At 60.5% G+C, this 23,184-nt stretch carries 28 protein-coding genes, 1 pseudogene and 1 other annotated feature; of the genes and pseudogenes, 22 read left to right on the top strand and 7 right to left on the bottom strand.

Annotated elements, in window-relative coordinates; translation table 11 throughout:
- Window positions 1-41: 41 nt before the first annotated feature.
- A complete protein-coding gene (locus ACIDOCELLA78_RS99825; RefSeq protein WP_214006271.1) occupies window positions 42-629 on the bottom strand; it encodes a hypothetical protein in 588 nt (195 codons plus the stop codon).
- A gap of 1 nt (window position 630) precedes the next feature.
- Between ACIDOCELLA78_RS99825 and ACIDOCELLA78_RS99820 the strand changes: the two genes are divergently transcribed.
- The 4 genes from ACIDOCELLA78_RS99820 to ACIDOCELLA78_RS99805 all read left to right on the top strand — a co-directional run bounded on the left by ACIDOCELLA78_RS99820 (window position 631) and on the right by ACIDOCELLA78_RS99805 (window position 4,340).
- A complete protein-coding gene (locus ACIDOCELLA78_RS99820; protein WP_201727834.1) occupies window positions 631-1,422 on the top strand; it encodes an IS5 family transposase in 792 nt (263 codons plus the stop codon).
- A gap of 107 nt (window positions 1,423-1,529) precedes the next feature.
- Window positions 1,530-3,059 (top strand): IS21 family transposase, encoded by a 1,530-nt coding sequence (gene istA / locus ACIDOCELLA78_RS99815; protein ID WP_201727833.1) that lies wholly within the window; start codon window positions 1,530-1,532, stop codon window positions 3,057-3,059.
- Window positions 3,049-3,843, top strand: coding sequence for an IS21-like element helper ATPase IstB (gene istB / locus ACIDOCELLA78_RS99810; RefSeq protein WP_013641220.1), 795 nt, complete (start codon window positions 3,049-3,051; stop codon window positions 3,841-3,843). Before istA (ACIDOCELLA78_RS99815) ends, istB (ACIDOCELLA78_RS99810) begins: the two co-directional genes overlap by 11 nt.
- Window positions 3,844-3,920: 77 nt before the next feature.
- On the top strand, window positions 3,921-4,340 hold the full coding sequence (locus ACIDOCELLA78_RS99805; RefSeq protein WP_201727832.1) for a hypothetical protein: 420 nt from the start codon (window positions 3,921-3,923) through the stop codon (window positions 4,338-4,340).
- 36 nt (window positions 4,341-4,376) lie between these two features.
- On the opposite strand, the gene istB (ACIDOCELLA78_RS99800) is transcribed toward ACIDOCELLA78_RS99805, so the two are convergent.
- The 5 genes and pseudogenes from istB (ACIDOCELLA78_RS99800) to ACIDOCELLA78_RS99780 form a co-directional block, all read right to left on the bottom strand.
- Window positions 4,377-5,129 carry an IS21-like element helper ATPase IstB gene (istB, locus tag ACIDOCELLA78_RS99800; RefSeq protein ID WP_201727831.1) on the bottom strand — a complete coding sequence of 251 codons (753 nt, stop codon included), beginning with the start codon at window positions 5,127-5,129 and terminating at the stop codon, window positions 4,377-4,379.
- An 11-nt stretch (window positions 5,130-5,140) separates the two neighbouring features.
- Window positions 5,141-6,682 (bottom strand): IS21 family transposase, encoded by a 1,542-nt coding sequence (gene istA / locus ACIDOCELLA78_RS99795; RefSeq protein WP_201727830.1) that lies wholly within the window; start codon window positions 6,680-6,682, stop codon window positions 5,141-5,143.
- A 142-nt stretch (window positions 6,683-6,824) separates the two neighbouring features.
- Window positions 6,825-7,489, bottom strand: a pseudogene (locus ACIDOCELLA78_RS99790) (transposase); the annotation flags it as partial.
- Between the two features lie 105 nt (window positions 7,490-7,594).
- Window positions 7,595-8,989, bottom strand: a complete 1,395-nt coding sequence (locus ACIDOCELLA78_RS99785; RefSeq protein WP_201727829.1) for a hypothetical protein — start codon at window positions 8,987-8,989, stop codon at window positions 7,595-7,597.
- A gap of 61 nt (window positions 8,990-9,050) precedes the next feature.
- Window positions 9,051-10,282, bottom strand: a protein-coding gene (locus ACIDOCELLA78_RS99780; protein WP_201727828.1) for an IS3 family transposase whose coding sequence is annotated in 2 segments (ribosomal slippage) — window positions 9,051-9,991 and window positions 9,991-10,282 — 1,233 coding nt in all. Because the reading frame shifts where the segments join, the coding sequence is not laid out codon by codon here.
- Window positions 9,882-9,998: a sequence feature (AL1L pseudoknot), on the bottom strand. It overlaps the preceding gene by 117 nt.
- 571 nt (window positions 10,283-10,853) lie before the next feature.
- Here ACIDOCELLA78_RS99780 and ACIDOCELLA78_RS99775 point away from each other — a divergent pair.
- The 18 genes from ACIDOCELLA78_RS99775 to ACIDOCELLA78_RS99690 all read left to right on the top strand — a co-directional run bounded on the left by ACIDOCELLA78_RS99775 (window position 10,854) and on the right by ACIDOCELLA78_RS99690 (window position 21,713).
- Window positions 10,854-12,086, top strand: a complete 1,233-nt coding sequence (locus ACIDOCELLA78_RS99775) for a phage integrase central domain-containing protein (protein WP_201727922.1) — start codon at window positions 10,854-10,856, stop codon at window positions 12,084-12,086.
- Window positions 12,087-12,190: 104 nt separating this feature from the next.
- Window positions 12,191-12,382, top strand: a complete 192-nt coding sequence (locus ACIDOCELLA78_RS99770) for a hypothetical protein (RefSeq protein ID WP_201727827.1) — start codon at window positions 12,191-12,193, stop codon at window positions 12,380-12,382.
- The gene (locus ACIDOCELLA78_RS99765) at window positions 12,379-12,786 is read left to right on the top strand and encodes a hypothetical protein (RefSeq protein WP_201727826.1); all 408 of its coding nucleotides are present in this window, start codon (window positions 12,379-12,381) and stop codon (window positions 12,784-12,786) included. The genes ACIDOCELLA78_RS99770 and ACIDOCELLA78_RS99765 overlap by 4 nt, the downstream gene beginning before the upstream one ends.
- Window positions 12,783-13,034 carry a hypothetical protein gene (locus tag ACIDOCELLA78_RS99760; protein ID WP_174503950.1) on the top strand — a complete coding sequence of 84 codons (252 nt, stop codon included), beginning with the start codon at window positions 12,783-12,785 and terminating at the stop codon, window positions 13,032-13,034. The genes ACIDOCELLA78_RS99765 and ACIDOCELLA78_RS99760 overlap by 4 nt, the downstream gene beginning before the upstream one ends.
- Before the next feature lie 173 nt (window positions 13,035-13,207).
- Window positions 13,208-13,681 carry a hypothetical protein gene (locus ACIDOCELLA78_RS99755; RefSeq protein ID WP_201727825.1) on the top strand — a complete coding sequence of 158 codons (474 nt, stop codon included), beginning with the start codon at window positions 13,208-13,210 and terminating at the stop codon, window positions 13,679-13,681.
- Between the two features lie 101 nt (window positions 13,682-13,782).
- Complete coding sequence (locus ACIDOCELLA78_RS99750; protein WP_043509204.1) at window positions 13,783-13,971, top strand: AlpA family transcriptional regulator; 189 nt, start codon at window positions 13,783-13,785, stop codon at window positions 13,969-13,971.
- 139 nt (window positions 13,972-14,110) lie between these two features.
- Entirely contained in the window at window positions 14,111-14,374 is a 264-nt protein-coding gene (locus ACIDOCELLA78_RS99745; protein ID WP_174503948.1) for a hypothetical protein, read from the top strand.
- On the top strand, window positions 14,374-15,144 hold the full coding sequence (locus tag ACIDOCELLA78_RS99740; RefSeq protein ID WP_174503947.1) for a bifunctional DNA primase/polymerase: 771 nt from the start codon (window positions 14,374-14,376) through the stop codon (window positions 15,142-15,144). The genes ACIDOCELLA78_RS99745 and ACIDOCELLA78_RS99740 overlap by 1 nt, the downstream gene beginning before the upstream one ends.
- A complete protein-coding gene (locus tag ACIDOCELLA78_RS99735; RefSeq protein WP_201727824.1) occupies window positions 15,141-16,628 on the top strand; it encodes a YfjI family protein in 1,488 nt (495 codons plus the stop codon). Before ACIDOCELLA78_RS99740 ends, ACIDOCELLA78_RS99735 begins: the two co-directional genes overlap by 4 nt.
- Window positions 16,625-17,098: a hypothetical protein gene (locus ACIDOCELLA78_RS99730; RefSeq protein ID WP_174503945.1), complete on the top strand. Its 474-nt coding sequence runs from the start codon at window positions 16,625-16,627 to the stop codon at window positions 17,096-17,098. Before ACIDOCELLA78_RS99735 ends, ACIDOCELLA78_RS99730 begins: the two co-directional genes overlap by 4 nt.
- A gap of 332 nt (window positions 17,099-17,430) precedes the next feature.
- Window positions 17,431-17,655, top strand: coding sequence for a hypothetical protein (locus ACIDOCELLA78_RS99725; protein ID WP_201727823.1), 225 nt, complete (start codon window positions 17,431-17,433; stop codon window positions 17,653-17,655).
- A gap of 11 nt (window positions 17,656-17,666) precedes the next feature.
- The gene (locus ACIDOCELLA78_RS99720; RefSeq protein ID WP_174503943.1) at window positions 17,667-18,314 is read left to right on the top strand and encodes a hypothetical protein; all 648 of its coding nucleotides are present in this window, start codon (window positions 17,667-17,669) and stop codon (window positions 18,312-18,314) included.
- On the top strand, window positions 18,311-18,616 hold the full coding sequence (locus ACIDOCELLA78_RS99715) for a hypothetical protein (RefSeq protein WP_174503942.1): 306 nt from the start codon (window positions 18,311-18,313) through the stop codon (window positions 18,614-18,616). Before ACIDOCELLA78_RS99720 ends, ACIDOCELLA78_RS99715 begins: the two co-directional genes overlap by 4 nt.
- A gap of 90 nt (window positions 18,617-18,706) precedes the next feature.
- A complete protein-coding gene (locus ACIDOCELLA78_RS99710; protein WP_201727822.1) occupies window positions 18,707-20,548 on the top strand; it encodes a hypothetical protein in 1,842 nt (613 codons plus the stop codon).
- A gap of 103 nt (window positions 20,549-20,651) precedes the next feature.
- Window positions 20,652-20,912, top strand: coding sequence for a hypothetical protein (locus ACIDOCELLA78_RS99705; RefSeq protein ID WP_012039945.1), 261 nt, complete (start codon window positions 20,652-20,654; stop codon window positions 20,910-20,912).
- A 79-nt stretch (window positions 20,913-20,991) separates the two neighbouring features.
- Window positions 20,992-21,198: a hypothetical protein gene (locus tag ACIDOCELLA78_RS99700; RefSeq protein WP_155856378.1), complete on the top strand. Its 207-nt coding sequence runs from the start codon at window positions 20,992-20,994 to the stop codon at window positions 21,196-21,198.
- A 4-nt stretch (window positions 21,199-21,202) separates the two neighbouring features.
- Complete coding sequence (locus ACIDOCELLA78_RS99695; RefSeq protein ID WP_155856377.1) at window positions 21,203-21,529, top strand: hypothetical protein; 327 nt, start codon at window positions 21,203-21,205, stop codon at window positions 21,527-21,529.
- The gene (locus ACIDOCELLA78_RS99690; RefSeq protein ID WP_043509195.1) at window positions 21,522-21,713 is read left to right on the top strand and encodes a hypothetical protein; all 192 of its coding nucleotides are present in this window, start codon (window positions 21,522-21,524) and stop codon (window positions 21,711-21,713) included. The genes ACIDOCELLA78_RS99695 and ACIDOCELLA78_RS99690 overlap by 8 nt, the downstream gene beginning before the upstream one ends.
- Window positions 21,714-21,732: 19 nt before the next feature.
- On the opposite strand, the gene ACIDOCELLA78_RS99685 is transcribed toward ACIDOCELLA78_RS99690, so the two are convergent.
- Window positions 21,733-21,993 carry a hypothetical protein gene (locus ACIDOCELLA78_RS99685; RefSeq protein ID WP_012039943.1) on the bottom strand — a complete coding sequence of 87 codons (261 nt, stop codon included), beginning with the start codon at window positions 21,991-21,993 and terminating at the stop codon, window positions 21,733-21,735.
- Between the last annotated feature and the right edge of the window lie 1,191 nt (window positions 21,994-23,184).

Below are 23,184 nucleotides of genomic sequence, written 5' to 3'. Positions count from 1 at the left end.
CCGCCCGCCTGGGCGAATAAAAGTCGGAACAGGTGGGCGAATTAATCTCGGAATAGGTGGGCGAATAATTCCCGGAATCCCGGGCGAGTTAATCTCGGAATCCCGGGCGAATTGAGCCCGGAATCAGCAGAGTGGGCGTCGAAATTGAAGGCGCAGGCGATCAGCACGTCGAACCGCGCATCCGCGGCCTCGCGCGCGGCGGCGACGATGTCCTGCCGGCCGACGGTGCCGTATTCCGGGCCGATCAGGATGGCGGCGCGGCGCTCTGCGCCGCTTTCGCCTTCGATGAACGTGCCCTCCGCGCCGATATATTTGCCTGGCCAGGGCGAGAGGCTCTCGAAGCTGATGCGGTCCCCTTTGGCATGCTGCTTGACGCCCTCCGCCTTGAGATAGTCGATGACGATGGCGGCAAAATCCTGGCCTGCGCGGGTGGCGTCCGCCGGTGCGGCATCGCTGAGCAGCTCCTCCTCGCTGGCGGGCAGCACGCGGTGGGGCGAGAGGCTTTCCACTGTGAACGGGCCGGCGACGCGCACGCGGGCATTGTCGGTGTAAGAGCCGGACCGAAAAAGATAGTTGAGCGATTTCAGTAAGTTGTGATTCAGTTCGTTTGCGAAGACGGACGGAGACACGATGACCTGGACTGAAATCGCTCGGCGACGATATTGCCGGGCCGGATTGCGCTACGCAAGCGACCTCACCGACGCTGAATGGGCCATGATCGAGCCGTTCATGCCCGCTCCGCAGCATCGAGGCCGACCCCGAAGGGTGGCGCTTCGAAGGATTGTGGAGGCCATCTTCTACATGCTGGCAACCGGCTGTCAGTGGCGCCAGATCCCGAAGGAATTCGCTCCGTTCACCACCGTGCAGGGGTATTTCTACCGCTTCTGTCGTGACGGCACGTTCGATCGCATCAATCACGTCCTAGTCATGCAGGCGCGGGAAATGGCCGGACGCGAGGCTTCGCCCACAGCCGGTGTGATCGACAGTCAGTCGGTCAAGACCACCGAAGCCGGCGGGCCGCGCGGGTTCGATGCCGGAAAGAAGATCAAGGGCCGCAAGCGCCACATCATCACAGATACAATCGGCCACCTCGTCGGTGCCGTCGTTCATCATGCCGGTATTCAGGACCGCGACGGGGCGCCCGACGTGCTCAAATCCGTCAAATCCCTGTATCCCTGGTTGCGGCACATATTCGCTGACGGCGGTTATGCCGGTCCTAAACTCAATGGACGCCTCGCCAAAATCGGCAAATGGACCATACAGATCGTAAAGCGCTCCGACGCCGCGAGCGGGTTTGAACTCCTGCCGCGGCGCTGGGTGGTAGAAAGAACCTTCGCCTGGCTCGGCAGATGCCGACGTCTCGCAAGGGATTTCGAGGCCACCGTTACCAGCGCCACCGCATGGCTCTTCCTCGCCTGTTGATTTCCGCTGAGATCTGACCCGGGAAGGCCGGATTTTTCCACTGAGATTTGACCCATGTTTGACTGTTTCCCCGTCTGGAAGAGGCGGGGGCGAACGGAGTGTTGGACATGGCGTTTTTGAGCATTATCCGCCGGTGGCATAAGCGTGAGCATGTGCCGATCCGAGAGATTTCCCGGCGCACAGGCGTGTCGCGGAACACGATCCGCAAATATCTTCGGTCTGATGTGATTGAGCCGAAGTTTCAGGTTCTGGACCGGCCGAGCAAGCTTGATCCTTATGCCGAGAAGCTTTTGGCGTGGCTGCGCCGTGAAGCTGGCCGGCCGCGCAAGCAGCGGCGGACGGTCAAGCAGCTATACGGTGATCTCGTCAGCCTGGGCTATGACGGTTCCTACAATCGTGTGGCGGCCTTTGCCCGGGCTTGGAAGGGGGAGTGCCAACGGCTGCAGCAGACCGCCGGCCGGGGAACCTTCGTGCCCTTGGCCTTTGCGCCTGGCGAGGCGTTCCAGTTTGACTGGAGCGAAGATTTTGCGATCATCGGTGGCGTCCGCGTCAAGTTGCAGGTGGCGCACACCAAACTGTCGCATAGCCGGGCGTTCATTGTTCGGGCCTATCTGCTGCAGACACATGAGATGTTGTTCGACGCGCATAACCACGCCTTCCAAGCTCTCGGCGGCGTACCGCGGCGCGGGATTTACGACAACATGCGCACCGCCGTTGACAAGGTCGGCCGTGGCAAGGAGCGCAGCGTCAACGCCCGCTTCCTGGCGATGACCAGCCATTATCTCTTCGAGGCCGAGTTCTGTAATCGGGCCGCCGGTTGGGAGAAGGGGCAGGTTGAGAAGAACGTCCAGGATGCACGCCACCGCCTGTGGCAGTCCATGCCTCCGTTCGAAAGCTTGGACGCCCTGAACGACTGGCTGGAGCGGCGCTGCCGGGAGCTGTGGGAGCAGACCGCGCATGGCAACGAGCCGGGAACCATTGCCGATGTCTGGGCCAGCGAGGTTGAGAGCCTCATGCCTGTGGGCCGTCCGTTCGATGGGTTCGTGGAACACACCAAGCGGGTCTCCTCGACCTGCCTGATCCACTTGGAGCGTAACCGCTACAGCGTGCCGGCCTCTTTTGCCAACCGGCCGGTCAGCCTGCGGGTCTATCCCGACAGGCTGGTGGTGGCGGCGGAGGGGCAAATCATCTGCGAGCATCCGCGCATCATCGACCGGACGCACAACGGCCCAGGGCGCACTGTGTATGACTGGCGGCATTATCTGGCGGTGATCCAGCGCAAGCCGGGCGCCTTGCGCAACGGTGCGCCGTTCCTGGAATTGCCCGATGCCTTCAAGCGGCTGCAGCAACATCTCCTGCGCCGTCCTGGCGGTGACCGGGAGATGGTGGAGATCCTGGCCCTGGTGCTGCACCATGACGAGCAGGCGGTGTTGGTGGCGGTGGAACTGGCGCTGGAGGACGGCGTGCCGTCCAAGACGCATATCATCAACCGGCTCCACCGGCTGATCGACGGCAAACAGGCTCCGCTTCCGGTCATCACCGCGCCACAGGCACTGACATTGGCCAATGAACCCAAGGCTGACGTCGAGCGCTACGATAGCTTGCGCCAATCTGAGGAGGCCCGCCATGCGTCATGATCCCGCCACCGGCGCGCTCGTCATCATGCTGCGCAGCCTCAAAATGCACGGCATGGCACAGGCCGTCGATGAACTGGCCCAGCAGGGTGCCCCGGCCTTCGAAGCCGCCATCCCGGTACTCTCCCAGTTGCTCAAGGCCGAGACCGCTGAGCGCGAGGTCCGCTCCATGGCCTATCAGTTCAAGGCCGCCCGCTTCCCGGCCTATCGCGACCTGGCCGGCTTCGACTTCGCCAGCAGCGAGGTCAATGAGGCCCTGGTCCGCCAGTTGCATCGTTGCGACTTCATCGAACCCGCCGACAATGTCGTGCTCGTCGGCGGCCCGGGCACGGGCAAAACCCACATCGCCACCGCGCTCGGCGTGCAGGCCGTCGAGCATCACAAAAAGCGCGTCCGCTTCTTCTCCACCGTCGAGCTGGTCAATGCTCTGGAGCAGGAAAAAGCTCAGGGAAAGGCTGGGCAAATCGCCGGCCGTCTGATCCATGCCGACCTCGTCATCCTCGATGAGCTTGGCTATCTGCCCTTCAGCGCCTCAGGCGGAGCTTTGCTGTTCCATCTGCTCAGCAAGCTCTACGAGCGCACCAGCGTCGTCATCACCACCAACCTGAGCTTCAGCGAATGGTCCGCCGTCTTCGGCGACGCCAAGATGACCACCGCGCTCCTCGATCGCCTCACCCACCACTGCCATATCCTCGAGACCGGAAATGACAGCTTCAGGTTCAAAAATAGCTCCGTGCAGAAATCCCAAAAACGAAAGGAGAAAAATCCAGCCTTGACCCCATCATGAAACTCAAATCATAAACTATGGGCGGGTCAAATCTCGATGGAATTCCCGGGTCAGATCTCAGCGGAAATCAACAGATCATGGCGAAGGATCGCTATGGCTGCGCGACACACCGGCGGAAGGGAACATGCGCGAACGGCGCAACGATTTCCCGACAGAGGATCGAGGCGCGGGTGCTTGGCGCGCTCAAGGAGAAGATGGTCACGCCGGACCTGGTCGAGGACTTCATTCGCACCTTCGAGGAGGAGGTCAGCAAGGCCGGCCAGGAGCGGGTGAAGCGTGAGCAGCGGACCCGCGATCGCCTCGGAGAGATCGAGCGCAGCATCAAACGGATCATCCGGGTGATCGAGGATGGCGGTTATGTCCGCTCAATGACCGACCAGTTACGCGCGCTGGAAGCCGAGCAGGATGCGTATTCCGATGAAGCCGGCCATGCATTCCGAAACGAAGCCGGCCACCGTTCCGATTTGAAGCCGGCCACCTGCGCGTCGTTCGGTTAGGTCACATGTTAAAGATCGTCTTGTCCTTTCCTGGGGTCAAGCTTGCATGGTGACGGTAGCGGGGTTTTTCTTTTTGCGGAGGCTCTCGCCGGTCAGTTCGATCCGGTAGGCGTTGTGGACCAGTCGATCGAGAACGGCGTCGGCGATGGTGGGATCGCCAATGATTTCGTACCAGCGATCGACCGGCACCTGGCTGGTGATGATGATGGATCGGCGGTCGTGGCGGTCCTCGACGATTTCGAGCAGGTCACGGCGCTGATCCGCGTTCAATGTCTCCGGCCCCCAATCGTCGAGGATAAGCAGATCGACCCGCGCGATCTGGCGGAGCGTTGCGGCGTACCGGCCATCGCCGCGCGCCAGAGCCAATGCGGCGAACAGTCGCGGGACACGGTGATAGGCGGTGGACAAATCCTCACGGCATGCTTTCTGACCGAGGGCGCAGGCGATCCAGCTTTTGCCGACGCCGCAGGGACCGGTGATGATCAGATTATGCTTGGCGCGGATCCAGTCGCATCCGGCGAGTTTGAGGAACATCGCGCGATCCAGACCACGTGCGGTCCGATAATCGATATCTTCGACGGTGGCCGCCTGGCGCAGCTTGGCCACGCGGGCCAGCCGCTCAAAACGCTTCTGCCGCCGCAGCGTTGTCTCGTGATCGAGCAGCAACGCCAGCCACGCGGCATGATCGAGGCTGGCGGTCTCGGGATGCGCCCCAAGATCCTTGAATCCCTTGGCCATGCCATGCAGGCCAAGGTCGTGCAGTTGATCGAGGGTCGGATGGGTCAGCATGGTTGGTCCTTTCAATGAAAATAGCCGGAACCACGGAGATTGCCGTGGGTAATGACCGCCTGGGGCTCGCCCGCCGCGGCGGTTGAACGATCGAGCTTGTTGGCGACGATCGAGGCGAGACTTTTGTAGGTGAACGCACCGATCGCGACGGCGCGGTCGGCTACGGCCTCAGCGCGGGCGGGTTCGAGGTCCTTGAACAATCGGAGAATCCCGAGACAGGTCCGGAACCCCTGTTCGGGATGCGGCCGGCTGGCGAGGATGGCGGTGATCAGCCCTTCGGTATGCGGGCCGATGGAGGCGCCCCAGCGGCGGAATCGCTCCGGCGTCCATTCGGCGTAGCGCCGGTGGGCACTCGGCATGTGCTCGATATCGGTGCCATGCTTGCGGCCGCCGTAGCGCCGCTGGTGAACCGCAATGCGCTTGCCGTGGTGGAATATCTCAATGCCGCGTTCGGTCGCGCGGGTATTGACCTGCTGGCGGATCAGTTCATGCGGCACCGAATAGAAAAACCCGCAGACCTCGACGTGATAATCCAGCGCGACCCGTGCCAGACCCCATTCGGCGAATTCATAGTCGGATGCCGGCAACGCCGCGAGCGCGGGCCGCTCGATCGTCTCGAAGAGATGCCGGCGGCTGACGCCGATCCGGCGCATGACATAGTCGTTGATCCGATCGACCATGCAGGCGATCGCCTGGTTGGCTTCGGCCAGCGAGAAGAACGTCTGCCGGCGCAGGCGCCCCAGGATATAGGTTTGAGCAAAGCGTACCCCGGATTCCACCTTCGCTTTATCGCGGGGCCGGCACGGACGCGCAGGGAGCACGCCGACCCCGTAATGTGACGCCATGCGCCCGTAGCTGAGGTTGATCTCGGGATCGTAGAACGATGGCTTGTTGACGCCGGACTTCAGATTATCCGGCACTATCAGCCGCGGAACACCGCCAAATGCGCGGAACATGCGGACATGCGCGCCAATCCAGTCCGGCAGCGTCTGGGTCCAACTCGCCTCCGCATAGGTGAAGCTCGATGCGCCGAGCACGCCGACGAAGATCTCCGCCTGTCGAACTTCGCCACTCGCCCGATCGACAATGCCAATCCGCTTGCCGGAATAATCGACGAAGACCTTGTCGCCAGCACGATGATCCTGGCGCATGACCGGTGACAGGCGGGCCTCGAATTCCCTGAACAGTTCGCAGAACCGCGAATATCCGTAACCGTCCGGGTGCTGGTCACGGTACTCCTCCCAAAGCACCTGCAGATTCACCCCAGGCCGCTTCAGTTCGCAGACCAGTTCGTCCCAGGCCGGCTCGGCACGGCGCCGCCCCCCCTGCTTGTAGCCACTGCGGGCAAACAGCCGCTCTTCGATCGCCGCATCGGTCAGCTCGGCCGGCACCGGCCACGCCAACCCCGCCTCCTGTGCCCGCTTCAAGTTATCCTGGATCGTACTGCGCGCCACACCGAGCATCCGCCCGATCTCCCGCGCGCTGATGCCGTCCCCGGCAAGCCGTAACATCTGTCGTATCTGCCGCATCGTCAGCTCTCTCCTGGCCGGCATCCAATCCTCCACGTGGTTGATCACGAGAAGGCAGATGCCCGAGTCGCTGACCCAGCCAAATAACGCTCAAAACCTCAGCCAGGTGGCCGGAATGAAATCGGAATGCCGGCCGGCTTCAAATCGGAACGGTGGCCGGCTTCACCTCGGAATACCTGGCCGGCTTCAATCGGAATCCGCACTCGGATTGCTCCAGCGCCATCTCGACGATCTGGTCCTGCACCTCGGGCGCGATGCGGTTCCACACCCGGCCAGGCGCGCAAGGCCGATCCTCCAGCCCCTCCGGTCCCCCATCGAGATAGCGGTCATACCAGCGGTAGAACGTCCGCCGGGCGATGCCGAGTTGGTCCAGCGTGCGCTTGGCGGGCAGGTGCGCTTGCTCGACGATCCGGATGATTTCGAGTTTCTCCGATGCGGGATACCTCATGCGTCGTCGTCCCCATCCGCGATCATGCTTTTTTTGAGCAGGCGGTTTTCGAGCGTCAGATCGGCAACGCATTCCTTCAGGGCACGGGCTTCGCGGCGCAGGTCCTGCACCTCGCCGGTGGTCGCGGCACGGGCGGTGTCGCCAGCCAGGCGGCGCTTGCCGGCTTCCATAAATTCCTTCGACCAGGTGTAATACAGGCTCTGCGCGATGCCTTCCTTGCGGCATAGCTCGGCGATGCTGTCCTCGCCGCGCAGGCCATCAAGCACGATGCGGATCTTGTCCTCAGCCGAAAAATGCCGCCGGGTCTGCCGCCGGATGCCCTTCACCACCGCTTCCGCAGGGGACTTGGCTGGCGATCTTTTCAAGGAGGGTTGGGGCTTCATCTTCGTTCCTTCGTCACGGCGACGAAGCCCCAACCCTCCTTAAATCACAACCTCAAATCTGTGCCATTGGTGCTGACGCGGGACACTTATATTAAAAATTAATATCTAAAAAACTTTTTTATATAAATAAGTTCCTTCACCAACTTCTGAATATATCAATCTATATCCATAATTATACATATAATCATCTATTGATAAACTATAGTTTTTTTCAATCAAAATTGATTGACTATTAAAAAGAAAATGTCTTATAATATCAATTTTTTTATTGAAATTTAATATGTTTATTACCACTAAATCAAAATATTTTATATTTTTTATGTAATCATTTAAATTTTTATTACCATCAGAAGCAAGATCTTCAATGGTCATTTCTAATACGTGAAAATTAATATGATTCACAATTAAGTTTTTCTGAAAATTTAAAAAATTTTTGTTTTTAAAATCTACCGTCCACACTTCGTAATCGTCGATACCACAAAGACCAACCGAAAAATATCCAATATCCCCGGATAAATCTAAGATTTTTTTAGGAGTTATATTTCTTTTTATAAAACTTAGCAACCTTTCATTATGAAATATTCCATGATTTTTTATAAAAAATCCAATATCATCATTTTGCAATATCAGAGGTCGGCCAAACTTTAATTTTGTAAAATACTCATTTTTTCTAACAATTTTACAAAAATTATCTATAAAAAATTCAGTAATTTTTGGAATGCCGAATTTATTTATCATATTTTTAATTTGATCGTCATTTTTTCCTCTTACATTTATATTAAAAAGACTTTTATTTTGATCTGGATTTATATCTATAAAATATCTGTCTCCAATAACAGAAGCACAATTACCCTTCATTGTATGCATAAACCAAAACCAAATATCATCTGCAGTAGGGCATAGTTCCATTGCTAAATAAATATCTAAGATGCGGTCATCAAAAGATTCGGGGGGGTATAATACACCCCCTACTCCCGTTGGAAAAACCAACGGCGATTTTATTTGGCAAAAATTTTCTTCTGGAGTATCTATAATCCATTTATTGTATTCTTTTAGTTGTCCATTACAATCATATTGAATTAGATGCGCTCTATGGGCAACAATACCATTTATATTTTTAAAAGATAAAATTAATTCTTCAAGCCAAGTTGGCTTATATAATACATCATCATCTGCTGTTACTAAGTATTCATTTGGAAACTCAATTATAGAAGGTATAAGTTTATTATAAGATTTCCAATCTTCATTTAATTTTCTAACTTCAAAAGTACCATTTATTAATTCAATAATTTTTCTTGGCAATAAATTATATTCATTTTTGAATACCCATAATATAATTTTATCTGGTTTAATGCTCTGATTTAATAGAGAAATAATTGTAAAATAAACAGTTTGAAATCTGTCCGGATAAGATGTAAGACTGATGATTATTTTACTTTTCAAATCGTGATTTTTAATTATATTTGGCTTAATTATTTTGAGTAGATTTTCAATGTTCATGCTGCGATCTCACTCTCATGATTGAACCGCCCCGGGTTTACCGGAGGCCATTTGGGTTAAGCTAAGCGGCGATCTTCATCTGATCGAGTGTGGCGAAATATCGTTGTTCGGCTTCGGCGGGCGGGATGTTGCCGATCGGCTCGAGAAGGCGCCTGTGGTTAAGCCAGTCGACCCATTCGAGCGTTGCGAACTCGACGGCTTCCAACGATTTCCACGGCCCGCGACGACGGATGACCTCGGTCTTGTAAAGGCCGTTGATGCTCTCGGCGAGAGCGTTGTCGTAGCTATCGCCGACACTGCCGACGGACGGTTCGATGCCGGCCTCCATCAGGCGCTCGGTGTATTTGATCGAGACATACTGGCTGCCCCGATGGCTATGATGGACGAGACCGCCGCTACGTACCGGGCGTCTGTCGTGAAGAGCCTGTTCCAGGGCATCGAGGACGAAACCGGCATGCGCGGTGCGGCTTACCCGCCAGCCAACGATACGCCGGGCGAATGTATCGATGACAAACGCCACATACACAAAGCCCTGCCAGGTCGCGACATAAGTGAAGTCGGAGACCCAGAGCATATTCGGCGCCGGCGCCTGGAACTGGCGGTTGACGCGGTCCTGTGGGCAGGGTGTCGCCCTGTCGCTGATCGTCGTCCTGACCGGCTTGCCGCGGATCACGCCCTGCAGGCCGATGATCCGCATCAACCGCTCCACCGTGCAGCGGGCAACAGCGCATCCTTCCCGCTGCAACTGCCGCCAGACCTTGCGAGCACCGTAGACCTCGAAATTCTCCGCGAACACGCGCCGGATATCCGCCTCGAGCGCCTCATCCCGCCGGGCCCGTTCTGACCGCCTCTCGGGGTTGGCCCGCTTCGCGACATGCTCGTAGTAGGTCGATGGGGCGATCGGCAGGACCCTGCAGATCGGCTCGACCCCATAAGCCCCGCGGTGATCATCGATGAACGAGATCATGGTTTGAACCGGCGGTCGAGCTCCGCCTGGGCAAAATATGCCGACGCCTTGCGCAGGATCTCATTCGCCTGGCGAAGCTCGCGGTTCTCGCGTTCCAGTGCCTTCAGCTTCGCCGACACTTCCGACGGAACACCAGGCGAGCGGCCGCTGTCGCGATCCACCTTCTGCACCCATTCACGCAGCGTATGCGGTGAGCAGCCAAACTTCGCGGCTATCGACACCATCGCCGCCCACCGCGAGGGATGTTCGCCCTCGTGCTCCAGCACCATCCGCACCGCCCGCTCGCGGACTTCAGGAGAAAACTTGTTCGTCGTCGGACTCGTCATGGCTCCATCCTATTTGGGAGTTGGAGCCTCCGGTAAACCCAGGGCGGTTCAGTGACAGCTTGTTGACGACTCGGGCCATGGCTGAATCTTACCCACAAAGTTACCCACGTGGAAACTCTGGATTCGGGCAAAATGGGGTGGATGAGCGTGGACGGAAATCTGTTTTAAGTCGCTGATATCAAAGATTTTATGGGATGATGCCGGACAGTGCTGGATGTAGGGGTGGCGGAGGGGATGTCCGCCTTACCTCGTGATCTAGCCTCAGAGAAACGGCGGCATACACCCAGCGATATAGCCAAAGTTTGCCCTATAACGTCCATTGACGTCCTAGGACGTGCGGGATTATGGTGTATCCATGAAGGCCCGAGCATGTAGCCGGACAGTTCGACGGAGAGTCTGACGTGATGAGCCCAGCGACCACGGCACATAGACCCCCTGCGGTTTCTGCGGTTTTTGCGGTTCCTGAGTGTCGGCCAAATGAAATCAATGGTTTAAGTGCCAAACAAAACCGCAAACGGGTTGCGGTTCGGTTGCGGTTTTCTGCGGTTTTCTGCGGTTCGGGGTGCTGACGATGCCCAAAACCGTCTCAAAACGCTTGAACGCTCTCGCCATTACGAACGCGAACCGCGAGGGCAACCTGCACGATGGGGGCGGTTTGTATTTGCGCGTTCGGGCTGACGGCTCGAAAAGTTGGGCGTTCCGCTACACGATGGCCGGGCGCAAGCACTGGATGAGCCTTGGGCCGCTGCGTGATGTATCCCTAGCGGAAGCCCGCGAGCAGGCCCGCCAGCTACGTAATCTTGTGCGGGATGGGTTCGATCCGCTCGCCCAGCGCCGCGAACGCCAGCACCTCGCCGCCGAGCAGACTGCCAGAACCTTCGATGCCGTCGCCGCGGCCTATGTCGAGGCGCACAAGGCCGAGTGGAAGAACGCAAAGCACCGGCAGCAGTGGGAGAACACGCTCGCCACCTACGCCAGCCCGATCATCGGCAAGCGGCCGATAAGCGAGATCAGCCTGCTCGACGTCCGCCGGGTGCTCGATCCGATCTGGGCCGAAAAGCCGGAGACGGCTAGCCGGCTGCGCGGCCGCGTTGAGGCCGTGCTGGCATATGCGACCGTCAACGGCTGGCGCAGCGGCGACAACCCGGCGCGGTGGCAGGGGTTCCTCGATCAGATTTATGCACCGAAAACGAAGGTGCGGGCGGTCAAGCATCACGCCGCGCTCGATTACCACGACATGCCGGCCTTCATGGCCGAACTGCGCGAGCGTGAAGCCGTTTCGGCGCGATGCCTAGAGTTCGCCATCCTGACGGCTACACGCTCCGGCGAGGCGCGCGGTGCACGATGGGATGAGGTCGATTTTGACGCGGCCGTGTGGGTGATCCCGGCAGCCCGCATGAAGATGAAAAAGGAACACCGCGTGCCGCTGGCACCGCGTGCCGTCGAGATATTGCGCGAGATGGCAGAACGCTCGCCCCGCCGGGATGGGCTGATCTTCCCCGGCGGCGCACCTGGCAAGCCCATGACCGACGTTGCGCTCGCAAAGGCCGTTGCCGTGCTGCGGCCGGGATACACGGCGCATGGGATGCGGTCATCGTTCCGCGATTGGGCCGCCGAGATGACCAGCTTTCCGCGCGAGATCGCCGAGGTTGCGCTGGCGCATATCAACAAGGACCGAACAGAGGCGGCGTATCAGCGTGGCGATTTGCTCGCGAAGCGCCGGCAATTGATGGAAGCCTGGGCGAACTACTGCGCCGGGCTGGCCGAGGAATCTGGAAGGGTGGTGGCCATGCGCCGCGCCTGAGCCGGGAACCGTGCCGGCCGGATGCCGGCGAGAGGTGGCCCGGCGGTGTTACAGCACCGCCGGGCAATGGCCTCGATTGAATGGTCCGAAGGAGGACAAAAACGATGACCGAGAAGGTCTATACCACGAATCGCGGCGCAAATGACAACGCCGCCACGCTGGGCGCCCTGCAAGCCGTCCTGAGCCGGCAGGCGGCAGAACTCCGCGCGCTGGCCGTAACACCCGTGCAGCGCGCCATCGTCGCCCGCGCGGCGGTGCAGATGATCGAGCGGACGATGGCCGAGGTGCGGTCATGAACCGGCGCAGCACGATCCGGGCCGCGATGGCAAGCGCCGCCGCCGCCATGGTCGCCCCTGCCGTGGCGAACGCTGCCGGCAACCCCGATGACGAGCTGATCGCCATGGCCGACCGCTACATCGCCCTCGATGCACAATACAACGCAGCCTATCGGGTGCCGGACCTCACAATGGAGACCGAGGAGAAGATCGACCAGCAGACCGCCCCGATGCAGGATGAGATGAACGACATTCTCGACCGCATCACGCGCACCGAGGCGAAGACGCCCGCCGGGGTGGCCGCAATCGCCCGCGTTGTCACTGCCTACCTTGACCCGAGCGAACGCGACCCCGAGGACGAAGACCGATATCTGAGCGACCGGCTGATCTCGCGCCTCACACGCGAAGCGGGGAGGCTGGCATGACGCGCCCCGTCAAGAGCGTGGTTGAAATCCGCGTTGCCGATGTAGAGGACAGCACCACCCGGATGCAGGATGCCGCCCGCGCCTTGCGGTTGTTCATGACCAATCTTCCAGCCGCGCCCGACGAATACAGGTTGCGCTCCCTGCGCTGGCTGGCGGATGCGGTTGAAACCGAGGCAGACGTGTTGCGGGATAACTGGCAGAAATTCTGCGACGATGCGGGCATGAACTCCGGCGAGCAGGCAGCATGAGCGGGGGCAAGAGAAAAGGCGGGGAGCAATCCCCGCCCGAGCCTCAATTTGCCGAAATCGTTAAGGCGGATGGAACAATAATATTCCGGGCGGAGGTTCCACCTCCACGGTTTCGCCAACTAGACGCTGAGGCGCAATCGCGCATCGTCTCCGCAGTTAGACTGCCTCTTGCGGTGTCCGACGAACTGGCCGCAGCAGCTTGGCGCAATGTGCACATGGTGATGTTCTCACTTGCTCACGCGATTGAACCTCGTCCTGACACGTTCAAGAAATCTGACTGGCTGAAAATGAAAAAGTTGGCTGGCGAGCTTAAGCACTTATGCGCTCGGCACGTTCGAGAGCAGCCAGAAACAGCCGAGCAAGACCCCTGTTTTGATCTAATTGGGCGGCTCGACCATCTAGAAAATTGGTCGAAGCGACAATCTGCGATGTCTGGCCGAGCGCGCGGCCAGCCTCGCCCAAATTGGCTTAACGGCGCGTTGGAAGACTTTCGCCTTTCATTTGCTCACTTGTTCGGTGTCGAACCAACAGACGCGCCGAAAGCCCCGTTCAATAGGTTTGTTCAGGCAACGTTGCGAGAACTCTCGGGCATTGAAATCGGCAATGATTGGCTGCGCGACAAGCGCAGAAAACAAGGCGGGAAGTAATCTGAAAAAAACTGCTTTGTTCCCGCAAAAGGACTTTGTCAGTACGATACGCGACCTGATAACTGGATCGTCAGTCCATTAACATCCGTATGGAGTAAGGAATGACGACTGACACAAAACTTCTCTACCGGCCAGCCGAGGCGCAGGCCGCCCTAGGCGTCAGACACGCAAAGTTCTGGGAGCTGGTGAAGGCCGGGACGTTCGACGTCCGCAAGCTGGGCCGCTCGACGTTCATCACCGCTGAGAGCCTCCGCCGGTTCGCTGAGAACCTGCCCAAGAGCGCGGCCTGATCCCCAAAATGCAAACCGCCCCGAAAACCTACTGGCTCCGGAGCGGCGCGGAAATCTTTGGATTGCTTGGCGGCGATCAAGAGATAGACGTGCCGGCGCTCGGCTGCAAGCGGTTTTTCGGGCAGAAAGGATGCCCTAAATGGTTGACCGCAAAACCGCTGCCGACCGGCAGCACGACCGACTCATCGACGACATCGAAACCCGTTCCCGCCGCCGCATTTTGACAATTGAGATGCCCGAGGCTGATCTGCGCCGGGCCGCCCGCTCGCTCGCCAGCCGGGCGGACTGGATCATGGCGAAGCGCGAGAGGGACAGTGTTCTTCGCGCAGCCGCCGACATCGAGGCCCGCCATTGTCGCCGCATCGCCGAGGCGCTGGCTGGGCTGATCAGGGAGGGCAACTAATGGCCTCGCTGGACACCGCGCTCGACCTCGCCGCCGCCGGCCGCGCCGTTTTCCCCGTAGGCAACGACAAGTCGCCTCGCTGCCCGCGCGGTCACCTTGCCGCCTCGACCGATCCCACCACGATCCGCGCTCTGCACCGCGATTACGGATTCGTCCTGATCGGGATCGCGACCGGCGAACGCTCCGGCATCGCCGCGCTCGACATCGACAACAAGCCCGGCGGCCTCGAATGGTTCGCCGCGAACCGCGACAAGTTGCCCGCGACCCGGACGCATCGCACCCGCTCCGGCGGGCTGCATCTGTGGTTCAAACACCGGCCCGGATTGCGTTCCAGCGTAGCGGCAATTGCGCCCGGTATCGACGTCCGGGCGGACGGGGGATCGTGCATCTGGTGGCCAGCCGCCGGCCTCCCTGTCCTGTCTGCCGGCCCGCTGGCCGAGTGGCCTAACTGGCTGGTACCGCCGCCGAAACCGGCCTGGACGCCGCCCCCTGCCGCCCCCTGGACTGGCGGCGATCACCGCAGCCGCCGCTATGCCGAGGCGGCCCTACGGCGCGCAATCGAGCGTGTCGCCGGCGCCGCGCCTGGCACCCGCAACGCCACGTTGAACGCCGAGACTTACGGGTTGTTGCGCCTGACCACGACAGGCGGCCTGTCCTCCGGCGAGGTGGCGGAGGCGATGGCACACGCCGCCATCGTCGCCGGCCTCGAACGGCGCGAGATCGAGGCGACTCTCAAATCGGCACTATCGGCGCGCGGGGGTGCAGCATGAACCATTTCAACGCCGAGCAGATAGCCCGCGATGCCGCCGCGAAGGCGAGCACGCCACCGGAGTTGAAACGCCCGCTCCGGCGCGAAACGCCGCCGCCTGAACCGTATCCGATGGACGCACTACTTGGGCTGCGCCCAGCCGTCGAGGCCATCCAGCGCCGCACGCAAGCGCCGGGCGCGCTCTGCGCTGCATCGGTGCTCGCGGCCGCCGGTTTCGCTGCCGCGATTCATCACGATGTTGAAATCCCAGTCATCGGGACGCGGCCGTTACTCACCGCGTTCATGACGGTTGGCCAATCTGGTGAGCGCAAATCTACCGTTGACCTGCTGGCCAGCCTCCCGATCACCCGCGCCGAGGCCGCACTGGCGGCGCAATTCGAGGTGGATCAGGACAAATTCGGTCGCGATAAAGAGGCTTTTGACGCTGCCCGGATCGAGGCCCGCAAGGCTGCCAAAGACGGCCGCGCCGCCGCCGAGCGCGCGCTGGCGGATGTTGGATCGGAACCGAAGGCGCCGGCTCCGCCGATCCTGACCGCGCAGGAAGGGACCATTGAGGGGCTGATTAACCTCCTGACGCTGAGGCCCTACGCCTCGATTTTTTCAGCCGAGGGCGGCCAGTTTCTCGGCGGCCATGCGATGAGTGAGGACGCAGCGTTAAGGACGATGACCACGCTAAACGCATTGTGGGACGGCGCCCCGATCAAGCGGCTGCGGGCAGGCAAGGCCACATTCGCACCCGGCCGCCGCGCCTCCCTTAGCTTGTTCGTTCAACGCAGCGTTGCTGCTCTCCTGCTGGGAAACGCCAGCGCGAGAGATAACGGCCTGCTCGCCCGGATGCTGATATCGGAGCCGGAGAGCACCATCGGCTCACGCATGTGGCGTGAGCGAGAACCGGACTTCGATGAGTTCCTCGACGAATACAACGACCGTTTGGGCTACATGCTCGCCAAGCAGCCGCGCCGCCTCGAAGGATCGGACGGCCTCGATCCGGAGCCGTTGCCCTTCAACGTCGAGGCCGAACGGCGGCTGATCGCGTATTACAACGACGTCGAGCGCGACCTGGCGGACGGCCGCCGCTACGCCTCACTCCGTGGTTTCGGCTCGAAGATGACCGAACATGCCAGCCGCCTCGCCGGCATCCTCGCCGCCTATGCCGGGCGGGATATGATCGACGCCGAGACTTTCGAGGCCGGCGCAACGCTGGCGACCTGGTATGCCGGCGAGCAGTTGAGACTCGGCGAGACGGTTGCGCCTGATCCCGAACTGGACGCCGCTGCGGAACTGCTCGCCTGGTGGCAGGCCCAGCCCGATCCACGCCTTTACCTCACTGCGCTTTACAAGTCCGGGCCGAACCGGCTGCGAAAAGCCGATGACGCAAAGCGCGCCGTTGCCATTCTCGAAGATCACGGATGGATCGAGCGGCTGCCGGCCGGAACGGTGCTCGACGGAAGCCCGAGGCGTGAAGCCTGGGGACTCATCCAATGATGCAGGTAAGGACAAAAGCCGAGTTCAGCCGCGTCATCGAGGTTGCTTCGCGCCTCGTGCCGTGGCGCCTGCCGCTCTATGCAGCCGCAGCCGAGGGGCTGGTCCAGCTTGTCGAGGTAACGCCCGGCGCCGGGCTTCCCAAATCCCTCGACCGGGCAGCGCGGCCGCTGGTCATCCTCGTTGGTGACGATGGCGATGCACCCATCGGCCCGGCTGGCTGGCGATGCACGCCAAGGCTGCGGCGGATGGCCCGCAGTGCCGTGATCCACGCGACGGGCGGTGAACCGCTGCATTATCGAAACGCAGTCAATGCCGCTGTATCGGGCGCGGCGCCGCTCGCCCTGATCGAGACAACGACCCAGCAGGCCCAAGCCTGGCGTGCAGTATTCGGGCAGCGGCCTCAAATATTGATCCTCCCGCCGCCGGGCGACCGTCACCCGCGCGTCACGCCGGCCCAGCCGACACACTGACGGCATACAGGCGCCCGTAAACGTATCCAAGACGGGCGCCAAATCCCCAAACGACTGACATAAACAAGCCTATTGCTGGAATGGATCAGCGATAGCGGCGGAAACCACGTCCGCCGTATATCGTTGAGATGGCACCTGCGGCGCAATCGGTGCAGATGTAGTGCGCAAGCCGGTTCAAATAATGATCGTCTATGATCCATAGTAATTCATAGTAATATGCTACCGTATGCCGAACAGTATATTTAATATTTCTTGTCTCCTATCCGCCATTTCTGCTATTATTTGAAAAGTTGACTATAGGAATGCAGTAAATGGGCAAGCCGTTTTCAGAGATGACCCCGATTGAACAGCACGTGAACCGGCGGCGGATGCGCGCCGGCTTCGATGCGGGATGGACCGAGGAAATCGGCGTTCGCGATCTGGCTGGGCGCGAGGGCGATATCGTCTCTGCCGCGATCCTCGATCACGTTCAGCGCGTCCAGCGAGCAACTGATTCCGCCCGGCAGAACGAAAATGCGCTGAACGGCACGTTGAAGCGTCTCGGGCTCGACCGTTGAAAGGAAATCAGATGGACCTTCAGGACATTCTCAACCTCCGCGATGCAGGCCTGCCGCAGCGGGCGCGCGAAGCCTATCAGGCGGCGATCAGCCGGGTTGCGACCGCGACCACGGCAATCAGCGATGCCGAGGCCGCCGTTGCCGCAGCCCGCGCCACCCGCGCCAACCTCGTGCAGCGGGCCGCCGAAGGCGAGGCTATCGACACTGGCGAACTCATGAAGGCCGAGGCCGCCATCCGCGCCGCCGAGGATAGCGTCCTGTTCCGGCGCGAAAGCGTTGCCGCTGCCGAGGCCGCCGTCACGAAGGCCGGCGATGATCTCCGCACCGCAGAGCAGCGCGCTTGGGAGCCTGTTCTCGCTGCCGGGATCAAGCTGCGGATCGAAGGCGCGGCTATGATCGTTGAGGCAAAGCGACTGCTCGCAAACGGCGAGGCGGCTTTCAGTGCCGGCGTTGAAGCGGTCGGGCGGGCAATGGCCGGTGGCGTCAATCTCCGGCTGGGCTTCATGCCGGGGGCCAACCCCGAGATGTTCAACGGCGTTCTCAGCCCCGAGCATCCGAACCCGGACGCGGAGCGCCGCACGTGGTCCGCGCATCTCGACGCAGAGGGCGACGTGATCCTGCCGGATACCGCCCGCAAGCTGCTGGAAGCCGCCGAATGACCGTTGGAAGCGTCAACCCGTTCAATCCCGCCGGCACGGTCGCCATTGCCGCGACCTCGACCAGCGCGAGCACGGCATTGCCGGCGAAGGGCGATACGGTGGTGGTGACGAACCCCACGGCCTCGCTTGCCTTCGTCCGCGTCGGCAATGGGCCGCAGATCGCCAGCGAGAGCGATATGCCGGTGGCGGGTGGAACGCGGGCACGCATCTTTGCCGGGCCCTACGTCAACCAGATCGGCGCCGTCATGCCGGGCGGCTCCGGCACGATCTACGCGACGGTAGGTGATGGCACCGAATTCTGAGACCGCGCCGCCTATCCAGCGCGCCCGGCCCGGCGAGGTTTGCTCCATTTCCTCGCCGGGCCACCCCGTCGCGTCGAAAGGAACTGACCGATGCTGAAAAGTTACAAAATCGGGATCGAGATAGCCGCGATCAATTCGGTCGGCCCGGTGCTCAAGCTGATCTCGAAGGACATGATCGGCCTCGGCAAGCAGGCAAAGTATGTCAGCAGCCAGATCAAGGGCGTCCGCATGGCCGCCATCGGCGCGGCGGCGGCGCTGGGCGGCATGGCGATCCTCAAGGCGTCGTCTGACCTCGCCACCTACGGCAACCGGCTGGCGAACGTCCAGAGCCGGCTGCAGCAGATGGGCGTCTCGGCCCGCAATGTCGGCGACCTGACCAATGCCGCGTTCACGCAATCCATGCGGACGCCGAACGTGGACTGGTCCGACGCGCTGGCCGCACTCACCAAGGGCCGCACGGTGCTGGGATCGAGCGCCGAGGCCGTGCGCGCTGCGCCGCTGATCGTCCGCGCCGAAGGCGTCCTGTCGAACTGGGGCATGGGTGGTCCGACCGCGCTGGGCGAACTCCTGAAGGCCATCGAACTGCGCGGCGGCACGTATGGCCCGGACGGCAAGACGTTCTCGGTCGGCGCGCTGGGGCGCAACCTGAATTACGCGCTCGAGGCGCAGAACATCGCCGGCAAGCTGCTGACGCCGAACCAGATCATGCGGGCCACGAAACTCGCCGGCGCGGCGTCGCAAATGATGAGCGGCTTCGCTTGGTGGTCCAGCATGGCGGAAGCCGTGCAGCAGATGGGACCGACCGGCGGTCGCGGTTTCGGCATGGTCATGAAGGCGCTTTCCGGCGGTCCGATCAGCCGGATGTATGCCTACAACATGAAGCGTTACGGCCTCGTCGCGCCCGGCGGTTTCATCCATATCCCGCACACCTTCCAGACCGCCATCAAGCCCGGCGCGCTCAAAGGATCCAAGATCCTTTACAGCCAAGGCTTGTTCGCCTGGACGCAGAAGGTGCTGGTGCCGACGCTGGAAGCGCACGGCGTTCACGGCAAGAAGAACCTGCTCGCCGCGGTCTATCAGACGATCAGCAGCCAGACCGGCTCGCGTCTCGTCGCGAACATGATCACGAACGCGCTATCCTACATCCGCACGCAGAAGCAGATGCGGCAGGCCGGGCGCGTGTCGGTCTACGGCGTCCAGATGGCGACCTCCATGACCGGGCCGCTGCACGCCTTCGAGGGGGCATGGACAAGCCTGCTGGAAGCCCTCGGCACGCCGTTGGTCAAGCCGGCGATCGCCATCCTCAACGCCATGACCAGCGCCGTAACCGGCGTGACGAAATGGTCGAAGGTGCATCCGGCGATGGTCCGCGACATTGTGGGCGGCATAGCCGGTCTGGGCGTGGCACTGGTGGGCCTCGGGACGGGCGCCGTGCTGGTCGGCCTCGCAACCGCCGGCGCCATCCCGGCGACGATAGCGGGCGCGGTGGCGGCAATTGCTACCGGAACCGGCGCGATCATCGCCAACTTCAACGGGATCAAGACCGTCTTCCACGACCTCGGCAACGACTTCAGGCAGTTCAATCACTGGCTGCTCGGGCTCGAGCGGACGATCAACGGCTTTCTCGAACATCCGATCCGAAGTATCGGCAGCGGCCTCGCATCCGCTGGTCACGCGCTGGCAACCGACATTGCCAACCATCCACACGGCATGCTGCCGGCGTGGGATACGGCAGGCAGGCAGCCTGCGGTGCCGTATGGGTCGGGTGTGGGTGCGCTGGTGCACGGCGTCCACATCACCAACCCGCACGATATCGCCAAGGCGGTCAAAAGCGGCCTCGGCGCGTCCCTGAACCGCAACCAGAGCGGCACCACGGGCTTTAACGGGCGCGTCTCGCCCGCTGGCTCGCCTGCCTACGCGGACGGCCTATAAGCAAGCACCGCACCCCCAGCCGAAAGAGCATCCGCGCCTGGCGCCGGTTTCTTGCCGGGGCCAAGGCCGGGCGAATCCGCACGCCGAGGCGGAAAAAGAGCCGATGACCGCAATCGACGACGCCGCCATTGTGCTGCTGCTGGCCCGCGCCTTGGCCGCTGCATCCGGCGAGGGGCGGGTGGCGACACCTGCCCTTCACGCCGCTTGCCGGGCCGCGTTCCCGTCTTGGCACGTCACGCCCGCCGAGATCGGCGCGATCCTGTCCGCCGCCGGCTGGAAGCATAAGCAATGGCGCGAAAGGCGCGGAAATCCTGACAATCGGATGCGCGGATACATGCCGCCAATGCCGGAGGGGCAACGATGAGTGCCGAACCGCTTAACCGGTGCGCGCGCGTCTATATAGACGAAGGCGTGACGCGGCACCGCAGACCGGAGACCTGCAGATGACTGAAACATTGCGCGCCAAAATGGCCGCCAAGGCCGGCGGCGACGTTGTCCGCACCGCCTGCAGGAATGACCTGATCGCCGCCCGCCGCAAGCTCTATGCCGGCGCCAAGGCGGTTGACGCCGCGTTGAAGCTGGGCACGGATGAGATGATCGACGCCGCGCGCCCGCTGGTGGCCGCTGCACGGCTGCTGCCCGATGCCTGACGCCATGACCGAGGATCAGATCGAGATGGTCGCCCTGGTGGCCGTGGCAGCCGCCGCCGCTCTGGGAGACAACAAGATCAGCACCGCCCGCCTCGTTGCCGCGTGCCGCACGGTGCCGCAACTTTCCACTGTCACACGATTCGGAGTTGGCCGCGCCATGAAGGGCGCCGGCTTTCAACGGGCGCAATGGCGTGAGTTCGGTGCAAAGTGCTCATTCTGCTCGGATCGAGTGCGAGGATACCGCATTGAGCGTAGCCGCAAGGCGCAACAGTGTGACGAAAACGCAACAAAGGGATACAACCATACGCGCACGGGAGAGGTCCATGACTGACGCCGAGATTGCCGAACTGCGCCGCGTAGCCGAAAACCAGCTGGTGCGGCCATCTGAGCGTGTGGAAGCCCGGCGCAAGCTGGTGGAGATGGGCGAGGTGCGGCAGCGCCGGATCAGCGCCAAGGACAAGTCATATGCCCTGATCGAAGCACGGCAGATGCTGCGGGAAATGGGCTTCGAATAGAATGGCGCCAAGTCGACTTCTAACCGTGCCCGGAATGCATCCGGAACAGCGCGAACAAGGTGAGGCCGATCAGGCTGGCGCCTCCCATCAGCAGAACGCCAATGGCCTCGGATCGGTTCTCGGATTTCGTCTTTTGCGGATAGGTGTGATGCATCGAATGTCTCCTGTCCAGGCGCTCTACCGATTGCCGGATAAAGGGGTTGATTTGTGCTGATCCGGCCGGTTTTGCATGTTGAACGCGGCGAGCCATGCGCAGGGCGTACCTGACACGGTCAGACATACGTCCTCATTGAAGCCGGTCGTGCTGATTGGAAGGCTACTGACGATGAGTATCTTTTTTCTTTCGCCGTAGCGGATGGTATAGCGAATTATTCAGATATAGCAAGGTTTCTAAAAATAATATGAAAATTGATGCGATACAAACTATAATTAAAACCAAAATAATAGGGTGAGCTATCAGATCATAATACCAAGACAGGAATTTTATCATTTGAATTTTTCCAGACAAACAAACTGAGTTTTCACAAATTTATCGAAATAAATATACTTTTTAATTGTAAATTAATGTGCAGTTATGCCGCGCGAGCGCGCGCTGTTCACGCAGCGCCGCAAGGAGGCATACGAGGCGCTCCATCCCGAGACGAAATACGAAAACACGCTTCACAAAGGCTCGGGTCGCCAACTTGGCGACCCGGAAGATCGGGCGCCCCGTTTCACAGCCGACACCGCAGTCCGCACCGGCCAGTCAGAGCGCAGCGTGCAGCCAGCACCCGCCCGGTTATCTCGCACTGCGTGGCGGGCCGCTCTGCGGCGATACGTGAGCCTGTAGAGGCGTCCCAGCCGGCGGATCGTCAATGCTTCCGTCACCGCCTGGCGACGGGCTGGGCGAGGCCGCAGGCCGGGCGCCGGCTTCCATGCCGACGATGCCCGAAACCGCCCCCAGATCGAGCGCCGGTCAATGCGCCATCGCCCTGCATCCTGCCGCCGGTCGGGTGCCGGTCATGGGGCGGTCGCCGCGCGCCGGATTGCACGCCAGTTATCGACCCAATAGGGGAGACATAGATAGCGGATGAGGCATAGATAACCGGCATATAAAGGCTATTGCATTGCCATAGGGCATGAATTGACCGCGCATCACCCGAAAAACCGCAGAAAACCGCAAGGAACCGCAAGTGGGTTGCGGTTTTTCGAGGCCACCAACTCGACTAAATACCTGCATTTTTTCCAAGCATAGCCTCAAAACCGCAGGAACCGCAGGAACCGCAAGGGGTGCCAATCGCCCGAAACCGCGCAAACCGCCTCTCTAGGCTAAACACAAATTAAAATAGGACAGTATTACTGTCATATTATATATCTTATAGATATATTCTGCGGTTTTTAGAACAACTTTCAATACATCGTGTCTATGGCTTGGGCTTTTGAAAAGTAACATTCCGATTGGTGCGGGACGTCCATAGACGTCCGACAAGAT

Source organism: Acidocella sp. C78 (genome assembly GCF_907164655.1).
The sequence above is the reverse complement of the archived record's forward strand: the minus strand, read 5'-3'. Positions and strand labels throughout refer to the sequence as shown.

Coding starts and splice junctions, on each gene's coding strand:
- ACIDOCELLA78_RS99695 (WP_155856377.1), top strand. CDS start 21,203: ATGACCGAGGATCAGATCGAGATGGTCGCCCTGGTGGCCGTGGCAGCC.
- istA (WP_201727833.1), top strand. CDS start 1,530: ATGGCGTTTTTGAGCATTATCCGCCGGTGGCATAAGCGTGAGCATGTG.
- ACIDOCELLA78_RS99745 (WP_174503948.1), top strand. CDS start 14,111: ATGGTTGACCGCAAAACCGCTGCCGACCGGCAGCACGACCGACTCATC.
- ACIDOCELLA78_RS99720 (WP_174503943.1), top strand. CDS start 17,667: ATGGACCTTCAGGACATTCTCAACCTCCGCGATGCAGGCCTGCCGCAG.
- istA (WP_201727830.1), bottom strand. CDS start 6,682: ATGCCGGCCAGGAGAGAGCTGACGATGCGGCAGATACGACAGATGTTA.
- istB (WP_201727831.1), bottom strand. CDS start 5,129: ATGCTGACCCATCCGACCCTCGATCAACTGCACGACCTTGGCCTGCAT.
- ACIDOCELLA78_RS99710 (WP_201727822.1), top strand. CDS start 18,707: ATGCTGAAAAGTTACAAAATCGGGATCGAGATAGCCGCGATCAATTCG.
- ACIDOCELLA78_RS99730 (WP_174503945.1), top strand. CDS start 16,625: ATGATGCAGGTAAGGACAAAAGCCGAGTTCAGCCGCGTCATCGAGGTT.
- ACIDOCELLA78_RS99725 (WP_201727823.1), top strand. CDS start 17,431: ATGACCCCGATTGAACAGCACGTGAACCGGCGGCGGATGCGCGCCGGC.
- ACIDOCELLA78_RS99820 (WP_201727834.1), top strand. CDS start 631: ATGACCTGGACTGAAATCGCTCGGCGACGATATTGCCGGGCCGGATTG.
- ACIDOCELLA78_RS99770 (WP_201727827.1), top strand. CDS start 12,191: ATGACCGAGAAGGTCTATACCACGAATCGCGGCGCAAATGACAACGCC.
- ACIDOCELLA78_RS99735 (WP_201727824.1), top strand. CDS start 15,141: ATGAACCATTTCAACGCCGAGCAGATAGCCCGCGATGCCGCCGCGAAG.
- ACIDOCELLA78_RS99765 (WP_201727826.1), top strand. CDS start 12,379: ATGAACCGGCGCAGCACGATCCGGGCCGCGATGGCAAGCGCCGCCGCC.
- ACIDOCELLA78_RS99685 (WP_012039943.1), bottom strand. CDS start 21,993: ATGTCTGACCGTGTCAGGTACGCCCTGCGCATGGCTCGCCGCGTTCAA.
- ACIDOCELLA78_RS99740 (WP_174503947.1), top strand. CDS start 14,374: ATGGCCTCGCTGGACACCGCGCTCGACCTCGCCGCCGCCGGCCGCGCC.
- ACIDOCELLA78_RS99700 (WP_155856378.1), top strand. CDS start 20,992: ATGACTGAAACATTGCGCGCCAAAATGGCCGCCAAGGCCGGCGGCGAC.
- ACIDOCELLA78_RS99750 (WP_043509204.1), top strand. CDS start 13,783: ATGACGACTGACACAAAACTTCTCTACCGGCCAGCCGAGGCGCAGGCC.
- ACIDOCELLA78_RS99805 (WP_201727832.1), top strand. CDS start 3,921: ATGGCGAAGGATCGCTATGGCTGCGCGACACACCGGCGGAAGGGAACA.
- ACIDOCELLA78_RS99760 (WP_174503950.1), top strand. CDS start 12,783: ATGACGCGCCCCGTCAAGAGCGTGGTTGAAATCCGCGTTGCCGATGTA.
- istB (WP_013641220.1), top strand. CDS start 3,049: ATGCGTCATGATCCCGCCACCGGCGCGCTCGTCATCATGCTGCGCAGC.
- ACIDOCELLA78_RS99690 (WP_043509195.1), top strand. CDS start 21,522: ATGACTGACGCCGAGATTGCCGAACTGCGCCGCGTAGCCGAAAACCAG.
- ACIDOCELLA78_RS99785 (WP_201727829.1), bottom strand. CDS start 8,989: ATGAACATTGAAAATCTACTCAAAATAATTAAGCCAAATATAATTAAA.
- ACIDOCELLA78_RS99705 (WP_012039945.1), top strand. CDS start 20,652: ATGACCGCAATCGACGACGCCGCCATTGTGCTGCTGCTGGCCCGCGCC.
- ACIDOCELLA78_RS99775 (WP_201727922.1), top strand. CDS start 10,854: ATGCCCAAAACCGTCTCAAAACGCTTGAACGCTCTCGCCATTACGAAC.
- ACIDOCELLA78_RS99715 (WP_174503942.1), top strand. CDS start 18,311: ATGACCGTTGGAAGCGTCAACCCGTTCAATCCCGCCGGCACGGTCGCC.